General features: G+C 57.5%; 19 protein-coding genes. 7 read left to right on the top strand and 12 right to left on the bottom strand.

Features of this window, described 5'->3' with window-relative positions; translation table 11 throughout:
• Positions 1–74: 74 nt before the first annotated feature.
• The 9 genes from AC5ZG5_RS40270 to AC5ZG5_RS40230 form a co-directional block, all read right to left on the bottom strand.
• Positions 75–842, bottom strand: a complete 768-nt coding sequence (locus tag AC5ZG5_RS40270) for a creatininase family protein (protein ID WP_456646242.1) — start codon at positions 840–842, stop codon at positions 75–77.
• Positions 843–1,610 carry an enoyl-CoA hydratase/isomerase family protein gene (locus tag AC5ZG5_RS40265; RefSeq protein ID WP_456646241.1) on the bottom strand — a complete coding sequence of 256 codons (768 nt, stop codon included), beginning with the start codon at positions 1,608–1,610 and terminating at the stop codon, positions 843–845.
• A gap of 210 nt (positions 1,611–1,820) precedes the next feature.
• The gene (locus AC5ZG5_RS40260; protein ID WP_130223033.1) at positions 1,821–2,540 is read right to left on the bottom strand and encodes an ABC transporter ATP-binding protein; all 720 of its coding nucleotides are present in this window, start codon (positions 2,538–2,540) and stop codon (positions 1,821–1,823) included.
• Positions 2,533–3,258: an ABC transporter ATP-binding protein gene (locus AC5ZG5_RS40255; RefSeq protein ID WP_456646240.1), complete on the bottom strand. Its 726-nt coding sequence runs from the start codon at positions 3,256–3,258 to the stop codon at positions 2,533–2,535. Before AC5ZG5_RS40255 ends, AC5ZG5_RS40260 begins: the two co-directional genes overlap by 8 nt.
• Positions 3,255–4,286: a branched-chain amino acid ABC transporter permease gene (locus AC5ZG5_RS40250; protein WP_456646239.1), complete on the bottom strand. Its 1,032-nt coding sequence runs from the start codon at positions 4,284–4,286 to the stop codon at positions 3,255–3,257. The genes AC5ZG5_RS40255 and AC5ZG5_RS40250 overlap by 4 nt, the downstream gene beginning before the upstream one ends.
• Positions 4,270–5,139: a branched-chain amino acid ABC transporter permease gene (locus AC5ZG5_RS40245; protein ID WP_028161635.1), complete on the bottom strand. Its 870-nt coding sequence runs from the start codon at positions 5,137–5,139 to the stop codon at positions 4,270–4,272. Before AC5ZG5_RS40245 ends, AC5ZG5_RS40250 begins: the two co-directional genes overlap by 17 nt.
• Before the next feature lie 291 nt (positions 5,140–5,430).
• Positions 5,431–5,916, bottom strand: a complete 486-nt coding sequence (locus AC5ZG5_RS40240) for a flavin reductase family protein (RefSeq protein ID WP_130223075.1) — start codon at positions 5,914–5,916, stop codon at positions 5,431–5,433.
• A gap of 75 nt (positions 5,917–5,991) precedes the next feature.
• Positions 5,992–6,363 (bottom strand): VOC family protein, encoded by a 372-nt coding sequence (locus tag AC5ZG5_RS40235; RefSeq protein WP_456646238.1) that lies wholly within the window; start codon positions 6,361–6,363, stop codon positions 5,992–5,994.
• A 445-nt stretch (positions 6,364–6,808) separates the two neighbouring features.
• On the bottom strand, positions 6,809–7,768 hold the full coding sequence (locus AC5ZG5_RS40230) for a LysR family transcriptional regulator (RefSeq protein ID WP_456646237.1): 960 nt from the start codon (positions 7,766–7,768) through the stop codon (positions 6,809–6,811).
• A 242-nt stretch (positions 7,769–8,010) separates the two neighbouring features.
• Between AC5ZG5_RS40230 and AC5ZG5_RS40225 the strand changes: the two genes are divergently transcribed.
• Both AC5ZG5_RS40225 and AC5ZG5_RS40220 read left to right on the top strand, forming a co-directional pair.
• A complete protein-coding gene (locus AC5ZG5_RS40225) occupies positions 8,011–8,814 on the top strand; it encodes an AraC family transcriptional regulator (RefSeq protein WP_456646261.1) in 804 nt (267 codons plus the stop codon).
• Between the two features lie 307 nt (positions 8,815–9,121).
• Positions 9,122–9,748, top strand: a complete 627-nt coding sequence (locus AC5ZG5_RS40220) for an Lrp/AsnC family transcriptional regulator (protein ID WP_130223043.1) — start codon at positions 9,122–9,124, stop codon at positions 9,746–9,748.
• An 8-nt stretch (positions 9,749–9,756) separates the two neighbouring features.
• On the opposite strand, the gene AC5ZG5_RS40215 is transcribed toward AC5ZG5_RS40220, so the two are convergent.
• Positions 9,757–10,020: a hypothetical protein gene (locus AC5ZG5_RS40215; protein WP_456646236.1), complete on the bottom strand. Its 264-nt coding sequence runs from the start codon at positions 10,018–10,020 to the stop codon at positions 9,757–9,759.
• A 32-nt stretch (positions 10,021–10,052) separates the two neighbouring features.
• The gene (locus AC5ZG5_RS40210) at positions 10,053–10,871 is read right to left on the bottom strand and encodes an AraC family transcriptional regulator (RefSeq protein ID WP_456646235.1); all 819 of its coding nucleotides are present in this window, start codon (positions 10,869–10,871) and stop codon (positions 10,053–10,055) included.
• A 94-nt stretch (positions 10,872–10,965) separates the two neighbouring features.
• Between AC5ZG5_RS40210 and AC5ZG5_RS40205 the strand changes: the two genes are divergently transcribed.
• From AC5ZG5_RS40205 to AC5ZG5_RS40185, 5 genes are all read left to right on the top strand, one after another.
• On the top strand, positions 10,966–13,050 hold the full coding sequence (locus AC5ZG5_RS40205) for an FUSC family protein (protein WP_456646234.1): 2,085 nt from the start codon (positions 10,966–10,968) through the stop codon (positions 13,048–13,050).
• A complete protein-coding gene (locus AC5ZG5_RS40200) occupies positions 13,047–13,265 on the top strand; it encodes a DUF1656 domain-containing protein (protein WP_456646233.1) in 219 nt (72 codons plus the stop codon). Before AC5ZG5_RS40205 ends, AC5ZG5_RS40200 begins: the two co-directional genes overlap by 4 nt.
• Positions 13,262–14,236, top strand: coding sequence for an HlyD family secretion protein (locus AC5ZG5_RS40195; RefSeq protein WP_456646232.1), 975 nt, complete (start codon positions 13,262–13,264; stop codon positions 14,234–14,236). The genes AC5ZG5_RS40200 and AC5ZG5_RS40195 overlap by 4 nt, the downstream gene beginning before the upstream one ends.
• A gap of 524 nt (positions 14,237–14,760) precedes the next feature.
• Entirely contained in the window at positions 14,761–15,423 is a 663-nt protein-coding gene (locus AC5ZG5_RS40190) for a hypothetical protein (RefSeq protein ID WP_456646231.1), read from the top strand.
• Positions 15,420–15,686 (top strand): HGGxSTG domain-containing protein, encoded by a 267-nt coding sequence (locus AC5ZG5_RS40185; protein ID WP_456646230.1) that lies wholly within the window; start codon positions 15,420–15,422, stop codon positions 15,684–15,686. The genes AC5ZG5_RS40190 and AC5ZG5_RS40185 overlap by 4 nt, the downstream gene beginning before the upstream one ends.
• A 110-nt stretch (positions 15,687–15,796) precedes the next feature.
• Here the strand turns inward: AC5ZG5_RS40185 and AC5ZG5_RS40180 are convergent, their stop codons facing one another.
• Entirely contained in the window at positions 15,797–16,966 is a 1,170-nt protein-coding gene (locus tag AC5ZG5_RS40180; RefSeq protein WP_456646229.1) for a T6SS phospholipase effector Tle1-like catalytic domain-containing protein, read from the bottom strand.
• Positions 16,967–17,546: the final 580 nt, after the last annotated feature.

The following is a 17,546-nucleotide window of genomic DNA, read 5'->3' as shown; positions in this document are numbered from 1 at the left end:
GGGCCGCAACGTCGTTTTCCTGCGCTGGCAGCTTCCTGTGTTGGCGGCACGCATGAGGTGCAACCGGCGTCAACTTATTTACCGAACGAGGCGGCCAGAAGATCCGTTATCGCCTCAAGGCATCGCTCGCCGATTTCGACGGTCGAACCATGCGGATCGCCAATGACGCCGTTGTCCGTGATCGACTTGATCCCATTCTTCCACATGGAGTGAAGCTGCTCTTCAGATAGCCCGCCTAGGTGTCCCACTTCGAACCGATCCAGCCGCACGCTATCGGGGCGGAGACACATCATGAGAGATGTCTCCGCTATATCGGCATGCCCACCGACTGCATTCGGGTCACCTCCGGCATCTTCAACGGCGCTTCGCCAGCTGTCGATCCAAGCGATAGAGTCACAGAATGCGTCGATCTCAACATCTTTCGGAACCGCGCGCCTCAACCGAGGAAGAATGTCGCGCAGGACGGGAAAGTTTCCGATATGTCCGGAGAAGAGCAGAATCCGCCTGAAACCATGCAGCGCGAGACTTGTGCAGTAGTCCAGGCAGATTGCTTCAAACGTTTCCGGTCGAAGGGAGATGGTGCCAGGAAAGACAAGATGGTGAGCTGAACAGCCGACCTTGATCGTAGGGGCTATCAGGGCATTGCCAAGACGCCGCGCCACTTTCGCCGCGAGCGCGTCAGCGTGATCGGCATCCATGCAAAGCGGAAGATGCGGTCCATGCTGCTCGACAGCGCCGCATGGGATTAGGACCGTCGAACCTCCTTGCGCCAGGGTAGCCGATACCTCCTCGAAGCTCATGAACTCCAGGCGGATTTCTTCAGGAGATGCCAATGCGGTCATTCATTCCTTCTTTGAATTCTTCGATAGAAAGCGGGCACGCGCGTCCGCTGAACTATTCTCGGTCAGATAAGCGTTGAGATCTTCAATCGTCATCACCTCGAGCGAGGCGTCATCCATTTGTCCTGTCAAGTTCAACGAGCGTTTGATCGCGGCAAACAGCTTTTTCTCCTTTCCGCGAAGATGCTTGCATACCTCCACGGCACGGCCCAGCACTTTCGCGGTGGTTGTGATCTCGTTGATCGCGCCAATTTCGAGCGCTTTCTGCGCGTCGACTAACTCGCCCCAATAGAGCAATGCTTGTGCTTCACGAAGCCCCAGCTTCTGGACTGCTTGCCGCATTCCTTTGGCTGCGGGCAAGAGGCCGTGGTTGATTTCCGGAAACGCGATCTTGCACTCGCGATTTGCGACGACGTAGTCGGCATGAAGAAGAAATTCGAGCGCCCCTCCGACCGCATACCCTCGCACGGCACATACGACGGGGCCTGGATATCTCTCCATCTCGCAAAGAAGCGCATGGAAGACCCTCATGCGGGGTCTAGATATTTCGAGGCCGGCCACTTCCTTTATGTCGCCGCCCGCACTGAAGAAGCGATCACCTTGACCCGTCAATACAATGCCTGGCGGCGACACTTGAGTAGACAATGCACGAATAGTGTTCAGCAAGCGATTGATTAGTCCGTTATTCACGGCATTTGCTGGTGGCCTATTCATGGTCAGCGTGACTATGTCGAGGTCGCGCTCGATTATGAGGTCGTCATCGTTTTCCATAGGGAAAGCTTAAGCGACATGCCTCCGAATTGATTGCTGTACACCGTTTCCGTGTCAGCGCATATCGACACAAACAGTCGCTGGAGCGCCGTATCGCGGCATTTTATGCTCCGGCTTCCCAGCGCTTCCGCCGACCTGCAAAGCCGGTTAGCCATGAAGGACAGAGCCGGTCTCGTTGAGCGGCCTGACACCGGGAGGGCGAAGCGCTCACTACATTCCGAGATATGCGCGCTGAATCTCGGAGTTGTTCAGCAGTTCGTGGCTCGATCCGTGGAGTACGATAGAGCCGTTTTCCAAGACATAGCCGCGATTGCTCAACGCGAGAGATTTCGCGACGTTTTGTTCGACCAACAACACCGTTATCCCTTGCTCGTGCAAGGACTTCACTACTCCAAACATCACGTCCGTCAAAGCGGGCGACAGCCCAATAGACGGCTCGTCGAACATGACTACTTCCGGCTTCGACATGATTGCGCGTCCAATAGCCAACATCTGCTGTTCGCCGCCGGATAACGTCCCGGCAAATTGTCGCCTACGCTCTCGAAGCCTCTCGAACAATTGATAGACGAACTCGAGCGTTTCGAGGTGGTTGGCCTTCGCGCGCTTAAGCGATCCGCCCAGGAGCAGATTTTCTTCGACGGAAAGGCTTCCAAAAATCTGTCGACCTTCGGCGACCTGCGCAATGCCGAGTTCGCAGATGTCCCACGGCGGCATCCCGGTAATATCAACGCCCTTCATCTTCACGACACCACTCGAGGATGGAACGATGCCTGAGATTGATCTGATCAGCGAAGTCTTTCCCGCACCATTCGCACCCACGACACAGATCAACTCGCCCTTGTGGATCTGCAAGGATACGCCGTTCAAGGCATTCGATCCGTCGTATGCGACACAAAGCCCGTCGATCGATAAAAGCGCCTCGTCAAGCATGGAAGCCCGTCCCCAGATAGCTTTCAAGGACCCTCGGATCCGCGACCACCTCTCTAGGACTTCCTTCCGCGATTTTGGCGCCATGATGAAGCACTACGACGCTCGACGCGATTTCCATCACGATCCGCATAACGTGCTCGACGAGCAGGATCGTTAGTCCACTGTCGGCAAGTTTCTGCAGTACGCGGACCACTCCCGCAGCTTCGGTGGGTCGGAGGCCCGCCATTACCTCGTCCAGCAGCAGTAGTTTGGGTCGCGTCGATAGCGCTTTGGCCATCTCCAGCATTTTCCGGTCCGGCAGCGTCAGCTGGTCCGTCCTCGCATCCGCTTTGCCGGCGAGTCCAACGCTTTCGAGAGAATCGTATGCCTTCGATCTCGCCTCGTTTACGTTCTTGGTCCAGCTGAAGGCTCCGACCATTGCGTTCTCGAGTACTGACATATCGCGCATCGGTCGCACGATTTGGAATGTTCGCGCGATACCTATCCTGCAGACTACTTCAGGCGGTGTATTCTCGATCGAACGCCCCTCGAAGAACACCTGTCCACTGGTCGGCCTCATGGCGCCGGCAACGAGATTGAAACATGTCGTCTTTCCTGCCCCGTTCGGCCCGATCAGCGCGGTGATACTTCGGGCTTCCAGTGCGAAGCTCACGTCGTTCACCGCGACCAGTCCCCCGAACGATCGGGAGAGGTTCTTTACCTCGAGCAGACTTGTCATTTTTCGGCCCTCCTCGGTTGCGGGAGCCACACTCGGGACGGCACCCGGATTGCCTTGCAGAGCCGGACGATCGCCGGCCAAATGCCGTCGGGTAGGAACCAGATCACCAAAATCAGAACGATACCGTACGTAATATTGTTCAGCCCCGGGATCCGAAGACTGTCGCCGAGGGCGCTCATCAAATGGTTCAGAGGAATAGCCGTGAGCGATCCGACCAGCGGACCGAACGTCGTGCCTAACCCGCCGACCACGGGCCCTATCAGGACGTCAACGGAGAGCCCCATGCCCATAATCGAATCTGGAAATATCGATCCTTGCACGAGTGCTAGAATTCCACCACCCACCGCCGCCGTCGCCGCCGATATCGAGATCACGAGGATTTTGTGCCGGAATGTGCGGACGCCGAGCGCGCGTGCAGCCCCGTCATCATCCCTCATTGCGCGCCAGACATATCCGAAATACGATCGCGAGATAAGTTCAGTTCCCACGATCCCCAGTGCCGCCAGAGCAAGAGCGATAAAGTAGTAGAAACGCGCATCCCCTCGAAGCATCGAGATTTCGATTGCGCCGGTTGGCGCAGGAAAGAACAGCCCCTGCATTGCGCCAACAAACTCCCAGCCACTGAACATAATCCTGGCGAACTCCGCGGCAGCAACCGTCAGCAGCGCGAAATAGATTCCGCGCACTTCGAACCGGAAACTCAACCACGCCAGCACCGCGCCGACGGATCCGGCAATGAACATTCCGACCAGAAGGCCTATCCATGGAGAAATGCCGTACTTTACATCGAGGACGCCCACTGAATAAGCTCCTAAGCCGACAAATAGGGCGTGACCGATCGATAGTTGCCCACCGATCCCGAGCATCAAATTCCAAGATTGCCCCAAGAAAGTGAAGAGCAATACAATCGTCATCAGCGAGATGACGTACGGGTTTGCCAGAGCACCGACTAAAGCGAGGACAACCAAGAGCATTGCTCCGGCGAGCCACGGCCCCATTTCAGTCGCACCATCAAATCTCTTTTGCACCAAAAAGCCCTCTCGGACGGAAAATCAGGATGATGATCAGGAGCGCATAAGGAAGCGCCGTCTTCATCGACGGAGCGAACATCAACGCCGCGATTGCCTCGGCGACGCCGATCACCAATCCACCCAAGAGTGCTCCACTGAAGCTGCCGAGGCCGCCGACGATAACCGTCACAAAAGCCAGCAGAGTAAAGTCGACAGCTAGATATGGTTGGGCGTCGAACAAAGGAGATATCAATGCGCCGGCTACGCCCGCGCAGGCCGCTCCGACACCAAAGGTCACCGCATAGACCCGAGGAATGTTTAACCCCACGATCAGGCCGCCCAACCGATTGTCTGCGGACGCTCGCAAAGACCGACCGAACGATGAAAACTTCAGATACGCTCCTAACAAGGCAATGAGCAGGCCCGCAGTCGCCGCCGCTTGAAGTCTCGCCAGGTCCAATGTCACGAAACCGAGCGATACGGTTTGAAACGACAGCTGAGAAGGAGTCGGGCGCGGATCCGGTCCGAACGCCACCAGCAGCGCGCCGCTGAAGAGCAGCGACAGACCGATGAAAACAATGAACTGATAGTGATGGGGCCGGTTGACGAACCGCTTTACGATCAGGGTTTCCAAAAAGTATCCGAAGACGAACATCACGACCGCCGCGATTGCCGCCGCGACAATGATTGGAACGTCCCAAAGGCGGACTGCCCAATAGCCGATGTAGACGCCGAAGACGACCATCTCCCCGTGCGCGAAGTTGACGACCCGCATGACGCCAAAAATGATCGTCAGGCCGAGCGCCACGAGGCCGTAGACGAGACCGAGCAGAATGCCACTCGCGAGAACATTGAGCCAAAGCGACAACATTAGCGGACACTGAATGGTACGAGTGGATACCGCGGCTTGAATACGGCGATGCTCAAACCCGCGACGACTTGCGGCTGGCTTCCCTTTGCTTGAATCGAACCGACTCTGGCGTTGTTGCTGCGGCCGCCTTCGTCGACGTCTATCGTCCCCCCGTACATCAGAATTGGCTCCATGTTGGTCGACTTAATGGATGATCTCCCGCGGATAACCGCGTTCGCGACGATCTGCATGCTTCGAACGCAGATCCCGGGCTCGGGCCCCGACATAAGAGGGGTACGCGCCGGCGGTCGCTTAGCGCTTAGGTACAGTGAATTCGCCATTCACATAGACAAGAGGTTCGAGATCAGCGTTTGTCGCCTGTGCAACCACCTCGCCGATGAAGATCGTATGACTTCCAGCGTCGTACGAATCGGAAACCCGACAATCAAAGCTACAAATTGCCTGGATGAGACTCGGCGCTCCCGTAGCGAGTTCGCGCCACACACCTTCGCTGAAACGTATATCGCCTTTGCTCCCGTCCTGCCCCGCGAATTTCTGCGCCAGCGCAACGTGATCTGCCGCGAGGATATTCCAACAGAATGATCTGCTCTGCTTTATCGTATCGTGGGCGCCAGCCGACTTATTGACGCAGACGAGCACGCTCGATGGCTCGGTCGACAACGAACAGCCCGCTGTCAGCGTCAAGCCGTGCCTGCCCGGCTGCGTACCCGTAGTTACGATAGACACGGCGCCCGGCACGTTGCGCATTGCGCTGCGGAATTCTGTGCTGCTGAACACCGGGGTTTCTTGACTAGGCATAGGCGACACTCGGAAGTTCATGATGATAAGTTGCCCCGACACATAGAACTGAAGTCATTCAGAGGGTTGATCTGCCGCCCTACTCGCAACTTGAATGAGCTGGATCGTATTATGTTGCGGGTCCCTGAAATGGGCCACCCGGCCATGCGCTCCCATATCCCGGATTTCACCAAGCACCTCAGCCCCCTCCGCCCGCGCGCGTTCGACAGCCATCTCCAAATCATCCACCTCGAATACGAGGACCGCATTGTGAGACTGCTCGGACACGGATTCAGCCGGGCTTGCGATACAAAAGGCAGCTTTCTCTCCTACGAATTGGATCCACTTGCCACGGTCAGCGAAGCGGATCGTCAATCCGAGAGCCTCGTAGAACTTGGCTAACCCTTCGGGTTCGACGGCAGTAAGATAGACTTGCTTAAGCTTCACTTTCTCACTCCCGATTCCGAACGGGCCGTCGATCTGCGATCTCTGAAAACTTCAATTGTCCTGCAATTGTGACGCCGCTTTCTCAGCATTAATGCTCAAACAGTTTGTCGCCCACCTAGCTGATCAGCATTTTATGCTGCAGCACACAGACTTTAGCATCATTACACACCGGCGCGCGCGGCGAGCGGAGGCGATTTATCTCTGCTGGGTTTCGACCTGTTTCGATCGCAAATGCGCTTGCCATACTTGATGTCATCGCATCGCCGGCCATCTCGATGCTGTTCCCTGGACACTTATCGATGCTTTCTGCTCTTGGACTGAGCAAATCGTCATTGCTTTGTGCAGTACGCGCCTATTTTTTCGACTTCTCACGCACCAACGCGAACAAAGCGGAACATGCCAGCGACCCCAACCACATCCTGTCGAACCAGAACGTCGTGCAACTTCATACGCTGAAAGCCGGAGTGCTTCGGTCGCTTCCTTGGTCTCGACCTTCGCCTGGATCCGCGGAAAGCAAAGCGCGAATTTCTCGTAGCTCCTGCAGGATGAAATTCAGGACCGCGCGCGTACGTGGCGCAAGATGCCGGCGCGAGGAGTAGACCAGGCTGAACGGAATGTTCGGAGACGGGAAGTTGTTCAGCACACGGACGAGCTGGCCGCTGCGCAAATCGTCGAACACGTCGACCAGCGCGAGATGGGCAATCCCGTATCCGCTTCGTGCAGCCAGATGCACGGCGCTCGCGTCATTGGCGAGAAATCCGCCCGACACGCGAAATTGCTGGGCACCCTTATTGGTCACGAACGTCCACATGTCGGAGTTCTGGTTGCTGGCGTGGACGATGCAGGTGTGCTGCGCTAGTTCCGCGGGCAAGGAAGGCTCGCCGTGCTTTTCGATATAGCTGGGCGCGGCCACGGCGACGCGTGAAAATGTGCCGGCGTGACGAACAATCAATGATGCATCTGATATCTCGCCAATACGCATCGCAAGATCGAGACGATCTTCGATCATGTCGCCGATTCGATCGCTCACCACCAATTCGACCTTCAGCCCCGGGTGATCCGCCAGTAACTCGGGCAGACGTTGCGCCAGAAAGCGACCAGCGGTACCCGTCACGCCAACCCGGACCAATCCGATCGGAGAGGTACTCTGTCGTCCCACAGCCGTCAGCATATCCTCGACGCCGTCCAATATCGGTCGTGCAAGGACGACAAGCATCTGCCCGTCATCGGTGAGGCTGATCTTTCGCGTAGTGCGATGGAATAAGCGAACGCCAAAACGCTCTTCGAGCTGCGAAATCTGGCGGGCGACGGCGGCCTGGCTTACGTCGCGCTCGCGCGCCACGGCCGAGAACGAAAGAACTTCCGCTACGCGTACGAAAATGCCGAGGCTACCGAGAAGGTCCATCGCTCGTATACCTGTTCTAGGGCCCCGATACCTTCCGACGCGCTTTCTCGAGCCCTTCCTCAAGAGAGAACAGTTTTCCACTGAGCTCACTTTGCAATTGAAGATTCGAATTGACCATTCGGGAAATAAGAACGCGCATTTGCATCTTGCCTCAATAGATGGCGCTATTCCCTACACTTCCGCAGCGGCGAAAGGACTAAGTTACCTTGCCAAATCATCTCCAAATATCGACAATTGCGGACATGACCGTGCAGTTGGGTTTTTCTGACTTCGATCCGGACGATTGTCCCGTCGCGGCCACTGCCGTTCGAATGGACGTCTTGGATAACGAGAACGAGACGCCGATCCACACTCACAGAAAAGGTCAGCTCGTTTTGGCACTCCGTGGTGGAATCACCTGCGACGTTCCAGGCGCTCGCTGGATAGTACCTCCGCAGTCCGGCGTGTGGATCCCGGGCGGCCTTGAGCACAGCAACAAGGCAACAGCAAACGCGATGATTTGCCTTCTGTTCGTCGAGCCGGATTCAGCGGCCCTTCCGGAAAGATGCTGCACATTGTCGATCAGCCCGATGGTCCGCGAGATGATTCTCCGGCTCGCGGTCATGCCGCGACATTATGATCCTGACAGTCATTGTGGTCGGCTTGCCAGAGTTCTGCTTGATGAATTGACCGTCCAGCCGGTCGAGGATCTTTCGCTGCCCATTTCCGGTAACCCAAAACTTCAGCTCATAGCCGACGCTCTGACCAGAACTCCAGCCGATAGATCTTCATTGGCTGGATGGGCCGATCGTGTAGCGATGAGCGAACGATCGCTTTCTCGGCTGGTCGAGCGGGAGACAGGTCTGACCTTCGGACGCTGGCGACAGCAAATACACCTAATGGTCGCGTTGCGGGAACTCTGCGGTGGCGCGATGGTCCATCAGGTTGCAGCCACGTTGGGCTACGGCTCTACCACTGCATTCATTACGATGTTCAAGAAGGCTCTGGGGAAATCTCCTGCCAAATACTTTCAAGAACGCTCCGAGCAGGCGTCAGTGGCAGATTAAGACGATTGCTTTTTATTTCTTCTATCGGTCGCAGGATTCGCCTTTTGTGTTCGGACTCTAGCCGTTCGGTCGCAGGCGTTTGAGCACGCACACTTGTTTTCGAGTGGACGGCATCCCGCCACGGGTTGCCTCACGCCTGCACGGCCAGCCCTGAGAAATTGACGGTTTTTCGATATAAGTCGTCATTTTGTCGAAATTTCGCAGTCGCAACTGCGGTTAGCATCTCTGTCATCGAGATGTCACCACGCGAGATAACGCGCGGGGCCGGGCCTCGATAAAGCTACCGCTTGCCCTGGGAGAAGACGATATGACAACCACGGCTCTCGACAGGATCGACATAAAGATTCTGAATGAACTGCAGCAGAACGCCGACTTAACCAACGTCGAGCTTGCGTCCCGCGTCAATCTTTCACCGTCGCCCTGCCTCGCCCGAGTTCGTACGCTTGAAAAGCTCGGGGTGATAGATCGACGAATTGCCGTACTGGATCCGGCGGTCCTCGGCATCTGCGTTACCGCCTTCATCCAAGTCAAGCTTGAAAAGCAAGTCCAGCTATCACTTGAGAACTTCACGCGCACAATTGATCGCTTGAGCCAGGTGATGGAGTGTTACCTGATGACGGGAGACAGCGACTATCTTCTCCGCGTGATGGTGTCCGACATCGAGGCTCTTGAAGACCTCATCGTCAACAAGCTCTCGCGCATACCGGGTGTTTCGAGCATTCGTTCAAACTTGGCTTTGAAGCGGATTTCTCACAAGACGGTACTTCCTATCGACTCAAACCAGCCAGTTCAGATCAAGTCATGCAACCTGGCTTCCAAGCGCATCGAGAGGCCGGCTAAGCCACAATACGATGCAGCCCCTCAGACGAGGATCGACGCCGGCATGAGCATCGAGACTTCGCGCACCCTTGATCATAATGCAGCCAGCTTTTAGCGACATCGTCAATCCATCGCTTCAAAGGTCTGTCCGGATTCGGGATCGAGATCGTCGAAACGAAGAGCTTTGATTTCAATCCTCAGGGGAAGTGATCTTAAAAGACGGCTGGTCGCCTCATCGGTAATCTTTGACGCTGCTCGATCGACCGAGCAACCTAGTGACGGAGTGCGACCAGGAACATTCCTCGTTCGTGCGATTGGCTGGCGGCCGTCGTTGAAGATATATCGATGCCGGAAAGAGCGCTCGATCTCGTGCTTCGCGCTCGCCACCGGAGCTCTCGCTGCTGCAGGATCTAGTTGAACTACGGTTCCGCCGCCCCTTCGCCCCGCTTGTTGACGCGATCGGAAAAATACCGCGCCGGCGATTTGCCGAGCGCCTTCTTGAACATTGTTATAAATGCGCTAACGGAATCGTAGCCGAGAACTTCAGATACCGATTGCACAGACTCTCCCGCGGATAACCGCTGAAGAGCGATTATGATGTGGAGTTGTTGACGCCAGCGACTGAACGTCATGCCGGTCTCGGCGACGACGAGGCGCATGAGCGTCCGTTCGCCGAGCGCAATGGCCTCGCCCCATTCTGCTACGGTGCGGCGATCCGCAGGATTTTCCATCAAGGCATCGGCGATCGCGCGTAGTTTTGAGTGGCGCGTAACTGGAAGATGCAATTGCTCGGTCGGCATCTCGATAAGCTCGTTCAGCAGAACCGCGACGATATGAGCCGTTGGTCCTTCCGGATTATAGAGGGGCGGCAGCGTCGCCAAGCGATGGATTAGTTCGTGCAGAAGAGGGGTGATCGACAGCGTGCAGCACTCCTTCGGAACGGATGCCGCATTCATGTCGACGTATAGGAAATAGATGCTGGCATTGGCGGTCGCTCGATTGCTGTGCAGCATGCCGCCGGGGATCCAGACGCCGCATCGCGGAGGCACCATCCAAAGTCCACTGGGGGCCTCGCACGTCACGCCACCGCGGTGCGCCAAAACCAACTGTCCTTTCCGATGTGTGTGGATCGGAACTTCGTCTTCCTTCTCCTGAGTATTGACCATGAGCGCAGCGACCGGGCGGTCCAGCGCGTCGGGATCCAATTCACGGTAGTACTGGAGGAGAGAGCCACGCATTGTCATAACTTAGCAATTATTTGGCAAAGTGGCGAAATTCCTGGCGCGCTGCAAGTTCTATCGTTCGGGTGCTTCACGGACCCGGCGTAGAACCATGACACGAATCACTCTGGCCCGAATTTTCGGACACATCGCATTTCCAGGTACCCTCGACCCCAAGTGGGCGCTGCTATCGGCCAATTCGTTCATTGCGGCGATGCTCGCAATTTATCTGGCGTTTCGTCTCGGCCTACAGAGACCCTACTGGGCAATGCTCACCGTCTATCTTACTGCCCAACCACTCGCCGGCGCGGTCCGTTCACGGGCCGTTTACCGTCTGCTCGGCACACTGCTCGGCGCCTGCGCCGCCGTGGCGCTTGTTCCGATCTTGGTCGATCAGCCGACCTTGATGACCGTTGCCATCACGGGCTGGGCAGCGTTCTGTCTGTACGTCTCCCTTCAAGACCGGACTCCCCGCAGTTACGCCTTCATGCTGGCGGGATACACGGCGACGACCGTCGCGTTCTCAAGCGTAGCTGCTCCTGATTTGGTTTTCGACGTCGCCTTGGCACGCGTCGAGGAAATCGCGCTCGGGATCTGCTGTGCAACAGTCGTCCATACGCTGCTGTTTCCGAGCGATGTCACAGGCGCCCTGACCAAGGCAATCGATGCTGCGGTTCGTGATGCATTCGCTTGGACGGCGGATGTCTTGCTGGATCACACTCCAACGCAAGGAAACTCCGCACGCTGGCGGTTGGCCGCTGACATCACCCACTTCGAAGTGCTATCAACCCACCTCAGCTACGACACAGCCGCGACAAAGCCGGAGCTATGGGCGATTCGTGCCTTGCAGGACAAGCTCGCGCTCGTGCTACCCATGCTAACGGCGATCGAAGATAGGCTCGCTGCGCTCGGCGAGCGACGTACGCCGGAATTGGATCAACTTCTCTCGCAACTCGGCGAATGGGCGCGCGATCCAATTGAATCGCGGCTGAGCGCGACCGAGTTGCTCCGCCGATGCGCGGAATTTGACGCTGCACTGCCCGCTGCGCAAGACGAATGGGACAGGCTTCTCGCATCCAGCATGATCGCCAAGTCGGCGGCATTAATCGAAGCACTGGCTGCAACCCACGAACTGCCCGCGATCATCCATGGATCGCAAGTTCCTTCCAACCCGACAACGGCATCTCGCCCGAAAGTCCACCGCGCCAAGAGAACTCTCCATCGTGACCAGGGGCTCGCTGCCTTGTCCGTCGTCGCTCTTTTCGCGGCCGTGCTTGGCTGCAGCGCCGTTTGGATCGCAACCGCCTGGCCGGAAGGTGGCATCGCCGCGCAGATAGCCACGATCGCCGCAGCGCTCTATAGCAGCCTCGACGATCCCGCTCCGACCTTGATGTCCTATACGATCTGGACAGTGGCGTCGCTGCCGATCGCGGCCATCTACCTGTTTCTGATCTTCCCAGCGATCGACGGATTTCCAATGTTAGCAGCCGCGCTGGCTCCGCCGTTCCTCATCATCGGTTATCTGCAGGCCAATCCGCGTCACATCCTCAAAGCGTTGGCCCTCGGCCTCGGTCTGATCGGGGCGCTTGATCTTCAAAACAGGTTCTCGGCCGACTTCGCTTCGTTCGCCAACACCAATGCCGCCTCACTCATCGGCCTCATTGCCGCCTTCCTGGCCGTCCGCACATTTCGCTCGGTGACCGCGAAGCACGCTGCGAGGCGCCTAATCCGGCACGGATGGGTCGACCTGGCGATCCTCGCCGGCGCCCGCCGACCGATGAACCGAGAGCGGTGGGTGGGCGTGATGCTCGACCGTCTCGGCCTGGTCATTCCAAGATTGGCGCTATCCGGCGCGGATGTAGAGGCAGAAGCCGGCCGCTCTCTGGCCGCGCTGCAGATGGGCCTGGACTTGCTCGACTTAAAGTCGAGCGTGGTGAGTGTTAACGGCCAGCGGAGCACGACTCTCGGGGATCTCCCCGCTAAGCTGTCGCACGCCTTCCGATGGTTTGCGTCGGGGGGCAGCGAGCTTCGTCCAACCGAGGCACAGGCGCTGCTTGCGGCGATCGATGTGGAGCTGCGCCAGCATTGCAAATCGGACGCCGCAATCCAACAAATACGGCTGCCCGCATTAGTCGGCCTACGTCGCGTGCTCTTCCCGAATGCGCCAGCTCCAACTTTTGACGAAGTTGCGCAATGAACGAAGAGATCAACATCGCAGGTGTGTTCGTGCCGACCTTTGTCGTCGCCTGCGTCTTCGCGCTCGGGCTCGGGATCACTTTGTCCACGGTGCTCAAGAGATTCGTTTCGTCAGGGATCAAGAGCTTCGCGTGGCACCCGGCGCTATTCGAATTCGCGATCTTCGCGATCCTCGTCGATATATCCTACACTTTCTTGGGGAAGTTGCTGCCATGACGGCGAGAGGCTCGATTCTGCCGCGCATCTTTGTCACCACGTTGGTTCTCACCATTGCGGCACCGGTCGCCATCGGCATGTGGGACCACTACGAAGAAGCTCCCTGGACGCGGGACGGCCACGTCAGGGCCGACGTTGTCGTGGTCGCTCCGGACGTTTCCGGCCTGGTCGAGGAAGTTCTGATCAAAGATAATCAGGCGGTTCGCAAAGGGGACGTCCTACTTCGATTGGATCCGGAGCGATTTCGTCTGGCGGTCCGACAGGCAGAGGCTGTGGTGGCAAACCGGGAAGCCGCCCTTGAGAGAGCCGCGAGCGATCGCACCCGCTATGAAAAGCTGAGCGATGGGGTCATCTCTCAACAGCAGCGCGAGACGGTCCGCGCCGCAGACCTTCAGGCCAAGGCTGCCTATAATCAGGCCCTAGCGGATTTGGATGTCGCACGTCTCAATCTGACTCGATCTGAGATCCGCGCCCCAGTGAATGGTCACGTGACGAACTTCGATCTGCGTCCAGGTTCCTACCTTCCGGCGGGTCGAGGCATCATGGCTTTGATCGAGACCGACACGGTGCGCGTCGAAGGCTACTTTGAGGAGACGAAACTCGCACGCATCCATGTAGGCGATGCTGCCGATGTCAGGTTGATGGGCGGTTCGATCCTGAGAGGAAAAGTTGATAGCATCGCCCGCGGAATCGAAGATCGTGAACGAAGTTCGGGTGCGAGCATGCTCGCCAATATCAATCCGACCTTCTCGTGGGTCAGGCTCGCTCAGCGCATTCCCGTCCGGATCAAGCTCGACGTGAATGACAATGCGGATGAATTGATCGTCGGGCGAACCGTCACCGTTCAGATCGACAGCGACACCGGTCTCAATCCAGTGGTCACGTCAATGCTCGGGTCGGGTATCTCGCGCCTTTTGCGGGTGTTCGATCGGGAAGACGGTCTCGGGCGATCAGCAGCGCGTAAGCTTTGAACGAACCTACTGGCGCAATCGTACAAAGTCGTACTCCAGCGTGGAAAGGCGCAGCATGGCGCGCCACTCAGAATAAAACTGCGAACTCTTATGTAATTGAGATGGGGTATAATGCTCTTAGGCGCCCCGCAGGAATATTCATATGCAGGCCGGCCATGCAACTCGATACCCGCTATCGTGCGTATCGCACCGTGCCTTTGCCTGCGGGTGACGTTGGGGGACTCCCCTTCGAAGGTGCGCGCTCTCAAATATCGAAAACAACCCCATGAAGGTGCAGGCGGCAGCTAGCGCTCGAATGGCAACTTGACACGTCGGGCAAATCAGGGGCATTCCTTGATCATTCCGCAATCTTGTAACGCCCGTCGGTCCGCGAGTAGCGGGCGCGTCGGTTGCGACCTGCGGTCCAGGAATCCTCACCCGCATCCTCACCCACAATTGAAATTGCACCGGCTCCGCGCGGTGAACCATGACTGCGCGTGGCCGAACCGCGCCCGCTTGCCGCGCGCCTGCCAGGGAGTCTCGACATGAACACCGCCCCAAGCCTCACCATGCCAACGGCGATCGCCGCAACCGACCCGGCCAAAGCTGCCGCAGCCCCGCGGATAAGGCTCTCGTCGCAGGGATTCTCCATCGACCATCCCGATCCGGAGCTCGGCGAACAGCTCATGGCGAACGCGCTGGGGGCAACCGATCGCGAAGCGATGGACGGCATCCTCCGGCAACTCGTCAGGGCCAGCGTGAGCGGCGGCAGCCCCGACGAGGTCAACCTGTCCTTCATGATTTCGATGATGAAGAGCATTCGCCCAAGGGATTCCGTCGAGGCCATGCTGGTCGCGCAGATGGTCTCGGTTCATGTGATGGCGATGCGATGCGCCCATCACCTCGCCAATGCCGACGACCTCGCCCAGCACGACAGCGCCGCGCGCGCATTGGGCCGGCTCGCCCGCACGTTTCCCGCCCAGATCGAGGCGCTGAACCGCTACCGGAGCCATGGCGAGCCCGCCATCACCGTGCAGAACGTGAAGGTGGAGGACGGCGGCAAGGCCATTGTCGGCAACGTCACGCAGCATGCGAACGTGATCGTTTCCGACAAGAACCTGATATCCGCCGCGCGGAAGGCGCCGAAAGCCGCCGGCTCCAAGCGAAGGCAAGCTTCCGCTGATGCCAAGCGGGACGCACAGGCATGAGCGCTCACATCAGAAATACCGGCCCGATGCTGACGAGCCCACGTTGCGGCGCCAAAACCCGTTCCGGCGGTTCGTGCCGCTCGCCGGCGGTGCACGGCAAAAAGCGCTGCCGCATGCACGGCGGCGCCCAGGGATCCGGCGCGCCAAGGGCAAACCAGAACGCGCGCAAGCACGGCCTGTTCACCAGGGATGCGATCGCCGAGCGAAGGCAGATCCGGGCGTTGCTGGGTGAAGCGCGGAAGCTGCTGGATGGAATGAAGTGAGTGGTTTGCGCAGCAACCTAGCTTTCGCAGGCTATACCGCCGTCAGGCGTGATCTGAGCCCAGTTGGAAGTGAGAAACGATGCTGCGAATTACTACCAACGACGAATGCCTTAGTCAGGAACTACAGTCTTTGGTTCGCTTGCTTTGATCGAACTTTTTAGTTCGCCAGGATCGACTTGATATCGTGTCGCCCATTCAGCCAAACTACGTGGACGATAATTTGAGTCAGCTCGGTAACGGTCAAATACTGAAACATCAATCGTTTCATTTACGTTGGTGTGCGTTCCATCATCATCTTCTCTCGGTGCCTCGCCAATCTTACGGTAGTAGCGCCAGGAAAATTTTGAATACACGCCATACATAAACTCACGATATGAGTCGCAGATATCTGCCTTCAAGGCATCGCCGTCCAGATCGATATCGTTCTTGAAGGCCAAGCCGTGGGATGAAGCCTTTTTCATCATCCACCGCAGAGGAATCTGTGCAAGCAAATCGCTGGGGTATCCTCCGCCAACGTTTGCATGTGCGCCGACGAACCACCTTTGCTCGACGCTTTCGAGCGCCCGAGGGACGGCAATGATTGCCTTTGGATCCTTCGGTTTCCGGACTGTCCAGAGTGTAGGAGCAAATGCGCGCCTGTGCTCGTCAATAGCTATAGCATGGTACGCATTTTCTATCGGCACTCGCAGTCCTGTATGAAGCCACCCAAAGCTAGACCTGCTTACACCCGGGATGTCGCCAAACGGCAGGCCTAGCGCGCCGACGGTGTCCCAAACAGCTACAACCCTAATGGGGACACACTGCGAGTACTTGATAAGAAGCCGTTCCTCGGTGTTCTTGCCGCCGTCACCGTTATCGCAAAGTTGCCAAACCGTGTCGGCGTCAGAGTGCTGGTATCTCGCATAGAGCTGTTTGATACCCATTGCTCCGCCTGATTTCAGGAGGCCGCACTTTGTAATGAGTCCTGCCAAGCTCCGGGCTGCATACGCTCCACGGCTGAAGCCGAAGATGAAAATGTCATCACCCGCTTCATACTTGTCGATCAGCCACTCGTAGCCACCCTTAATTAAGTCATCCAGTCCCTTCCCGACGGTTCCGCCCCAAAAGCCGTTTACACCCCTTGCGTAGTAAACGAATTGGTCGGAGCCATCTTCGCCTTTAGCTGCGCAAACGGATTTAAGCCGCCAAACGTTGGTGTTGTCGTCAACCGCATTGAATGTTCCGTCCAAGAACACCGCGAGCCTTTTCTTGGGCTGTTTCGCGACTGTTGGCTCGACCATCTCTCGCCCCCAAAGAATCAACTCATTGAGGATACACGCAATGCGCGAAATTGCACTAGCGGCACTTGTACCTACGGCGCTGGCTGCATTGGTTGCTACCGCACTTGGCCTGAATCGGGCACGGACGCCTGACGGCGCTTACAGGGCGGCCATTATGGGCGCGCTTGGAATTTGTGGGCTTCTAGCCTCGCTTGCGTTGTTTCTGTTCTAAGTCCCTGTCCGCCGAGCACGATAGGAGATATTCCCGCTGAGGATAAAGAGCATAGTCAAGCACCGCGTTACGGTGACAGTGCACTTAATTTCCATTCTCGGAATGGTCCGCGCGCGGGCGTTGCCGCGCTGGGCGACGCGGTGCGGCTAGTCGGGGATAACGGCACGGGCGAGGCGGGATGAGTATAATGCAAGCAATGGTGTCAGGCATCAATTGAGTGCACTGTCACCGTAATGTCAGAAAGCTCGATATATCAAAGTGCGCGCCCGCCCAACGCGTGTTTAGTCGCAGGGCTAGGTCGCGTGGACAGTTATCTTAGCCAGAGCAGAGTTGCGGCGATAGCGACGACAGCGAAGTAATTTCGTGCGG

It is taken from the genome of Bradyrhizobium sp. Ses1 (assembly GCF_059512365.1).
This window is presented reverse-complemented; position numbering and strand designations above follow the sequence as displayed.

Coding starts and splice junctions, on each gene's coding strand:
- AC5ZG5_RS40190 (WP_456646231.1), top strand. CDS start 14,761: ATGAACACCGCCCCAAGCCTCACCATGCCAACGGCGATCGCCGCAACC.
- AC5ZG5_RS40180 (WP_456646229.1), bottom strand. CDS start 16,966: ATGGTCGAGCCAACAGTCGCGAAACAGCCCAAGAAAAGGCTCGCGGTG.
- AC5ZG5_RS40200 (WP_456646233.1), top strand. CDS start 13,047: ATGAACGAAGAGATCAACATCGCAGGTGTGTTCGTGCCGACCTTTGTC.
- AC5ZG5_RS40255 (WP_456646240.1), bottom strand. CDS start 3,258: ATGACAAGTCTGCTCGAGGTAAAGAACCTCTCCCGATCGTTCGGGGGA.
- AC5ZG5_RS40230 (WP_456646237.1), bottom strand. CDS start 7,768: ATGGACCTTCTCGGTAGCCTCGGCATTTTCGTACGCGTAGCGGAAGTT.
- AC5ZG5_RS40185 (WP_456646230.1), top strand. CDS start 15,420: ATGAGCGCTCACATCAGAAATACCGGCCCGATGCTGACGAGCCCACGT.
- AC5ZG5_RS40270 (WP_456646242.1), bottom strand. CDS start 842: ATGACCGCATTGGCATCTCCTGAAGAAATCCGCCTGGAGTTCATGAGC.
- AC5ZG5_RS40245 (WP_028161635.1), bottom strand. CDS start 5,139: ATGTTGTCGCTTTGGCTCAATGTTCTCGCGAGTGGCATTCTGCTCGGT.
- AC5ZG5_RS40220 (WP_130223043.1), top strand. CDS start 9,122: ATGACAACCACGGCTCTCGACAGGATCGACATAAAGATTCTGAATGAA.
- AC5ZG5_RS40195 (WP_456646232.1), top strand. CDS start 13,262: ATGACGGCGAGAGGCTCGATTCTGCCGCGCATCTTTGTCACCACGTTG.
- AC5ZG5_RS40265 (WP_456646241.1), bottom strand. CDS start 1,610: ATGGAAAACGATGACGACCTCATAATCGAGCGCGACCTCGACATAGTC.
- AC5ZG5_RS40205 (WP_456646234.1), top strand. CDS start 10,966: ATGACACGAATCACTCTGGCCCGAATTTTCGGACACATCGCATTTCCA.
- AC5ZG5_RS40260 (WP_130223033.1), bottom strand. CDS start 2,540: ATGCTTGACGAGGCGCTTTTATCGATCGACGGGCTTTGTGTCGCATAC.
- AC5ZG5_RS40225 (WP_456646261.1), top strand. CDS start 8,011: ATGACCGTGCAGTTGGGTTTTTCTGACTTCGATCCGGACGATTGTCCC.
- AC5ZG5_RS40210 (WP_456646235.1), bottom strand. CDS start 10,871: ATGCGTGGCTCTCTCCTCCAGTACTACCGTGAATTGGATCCCGACGCG.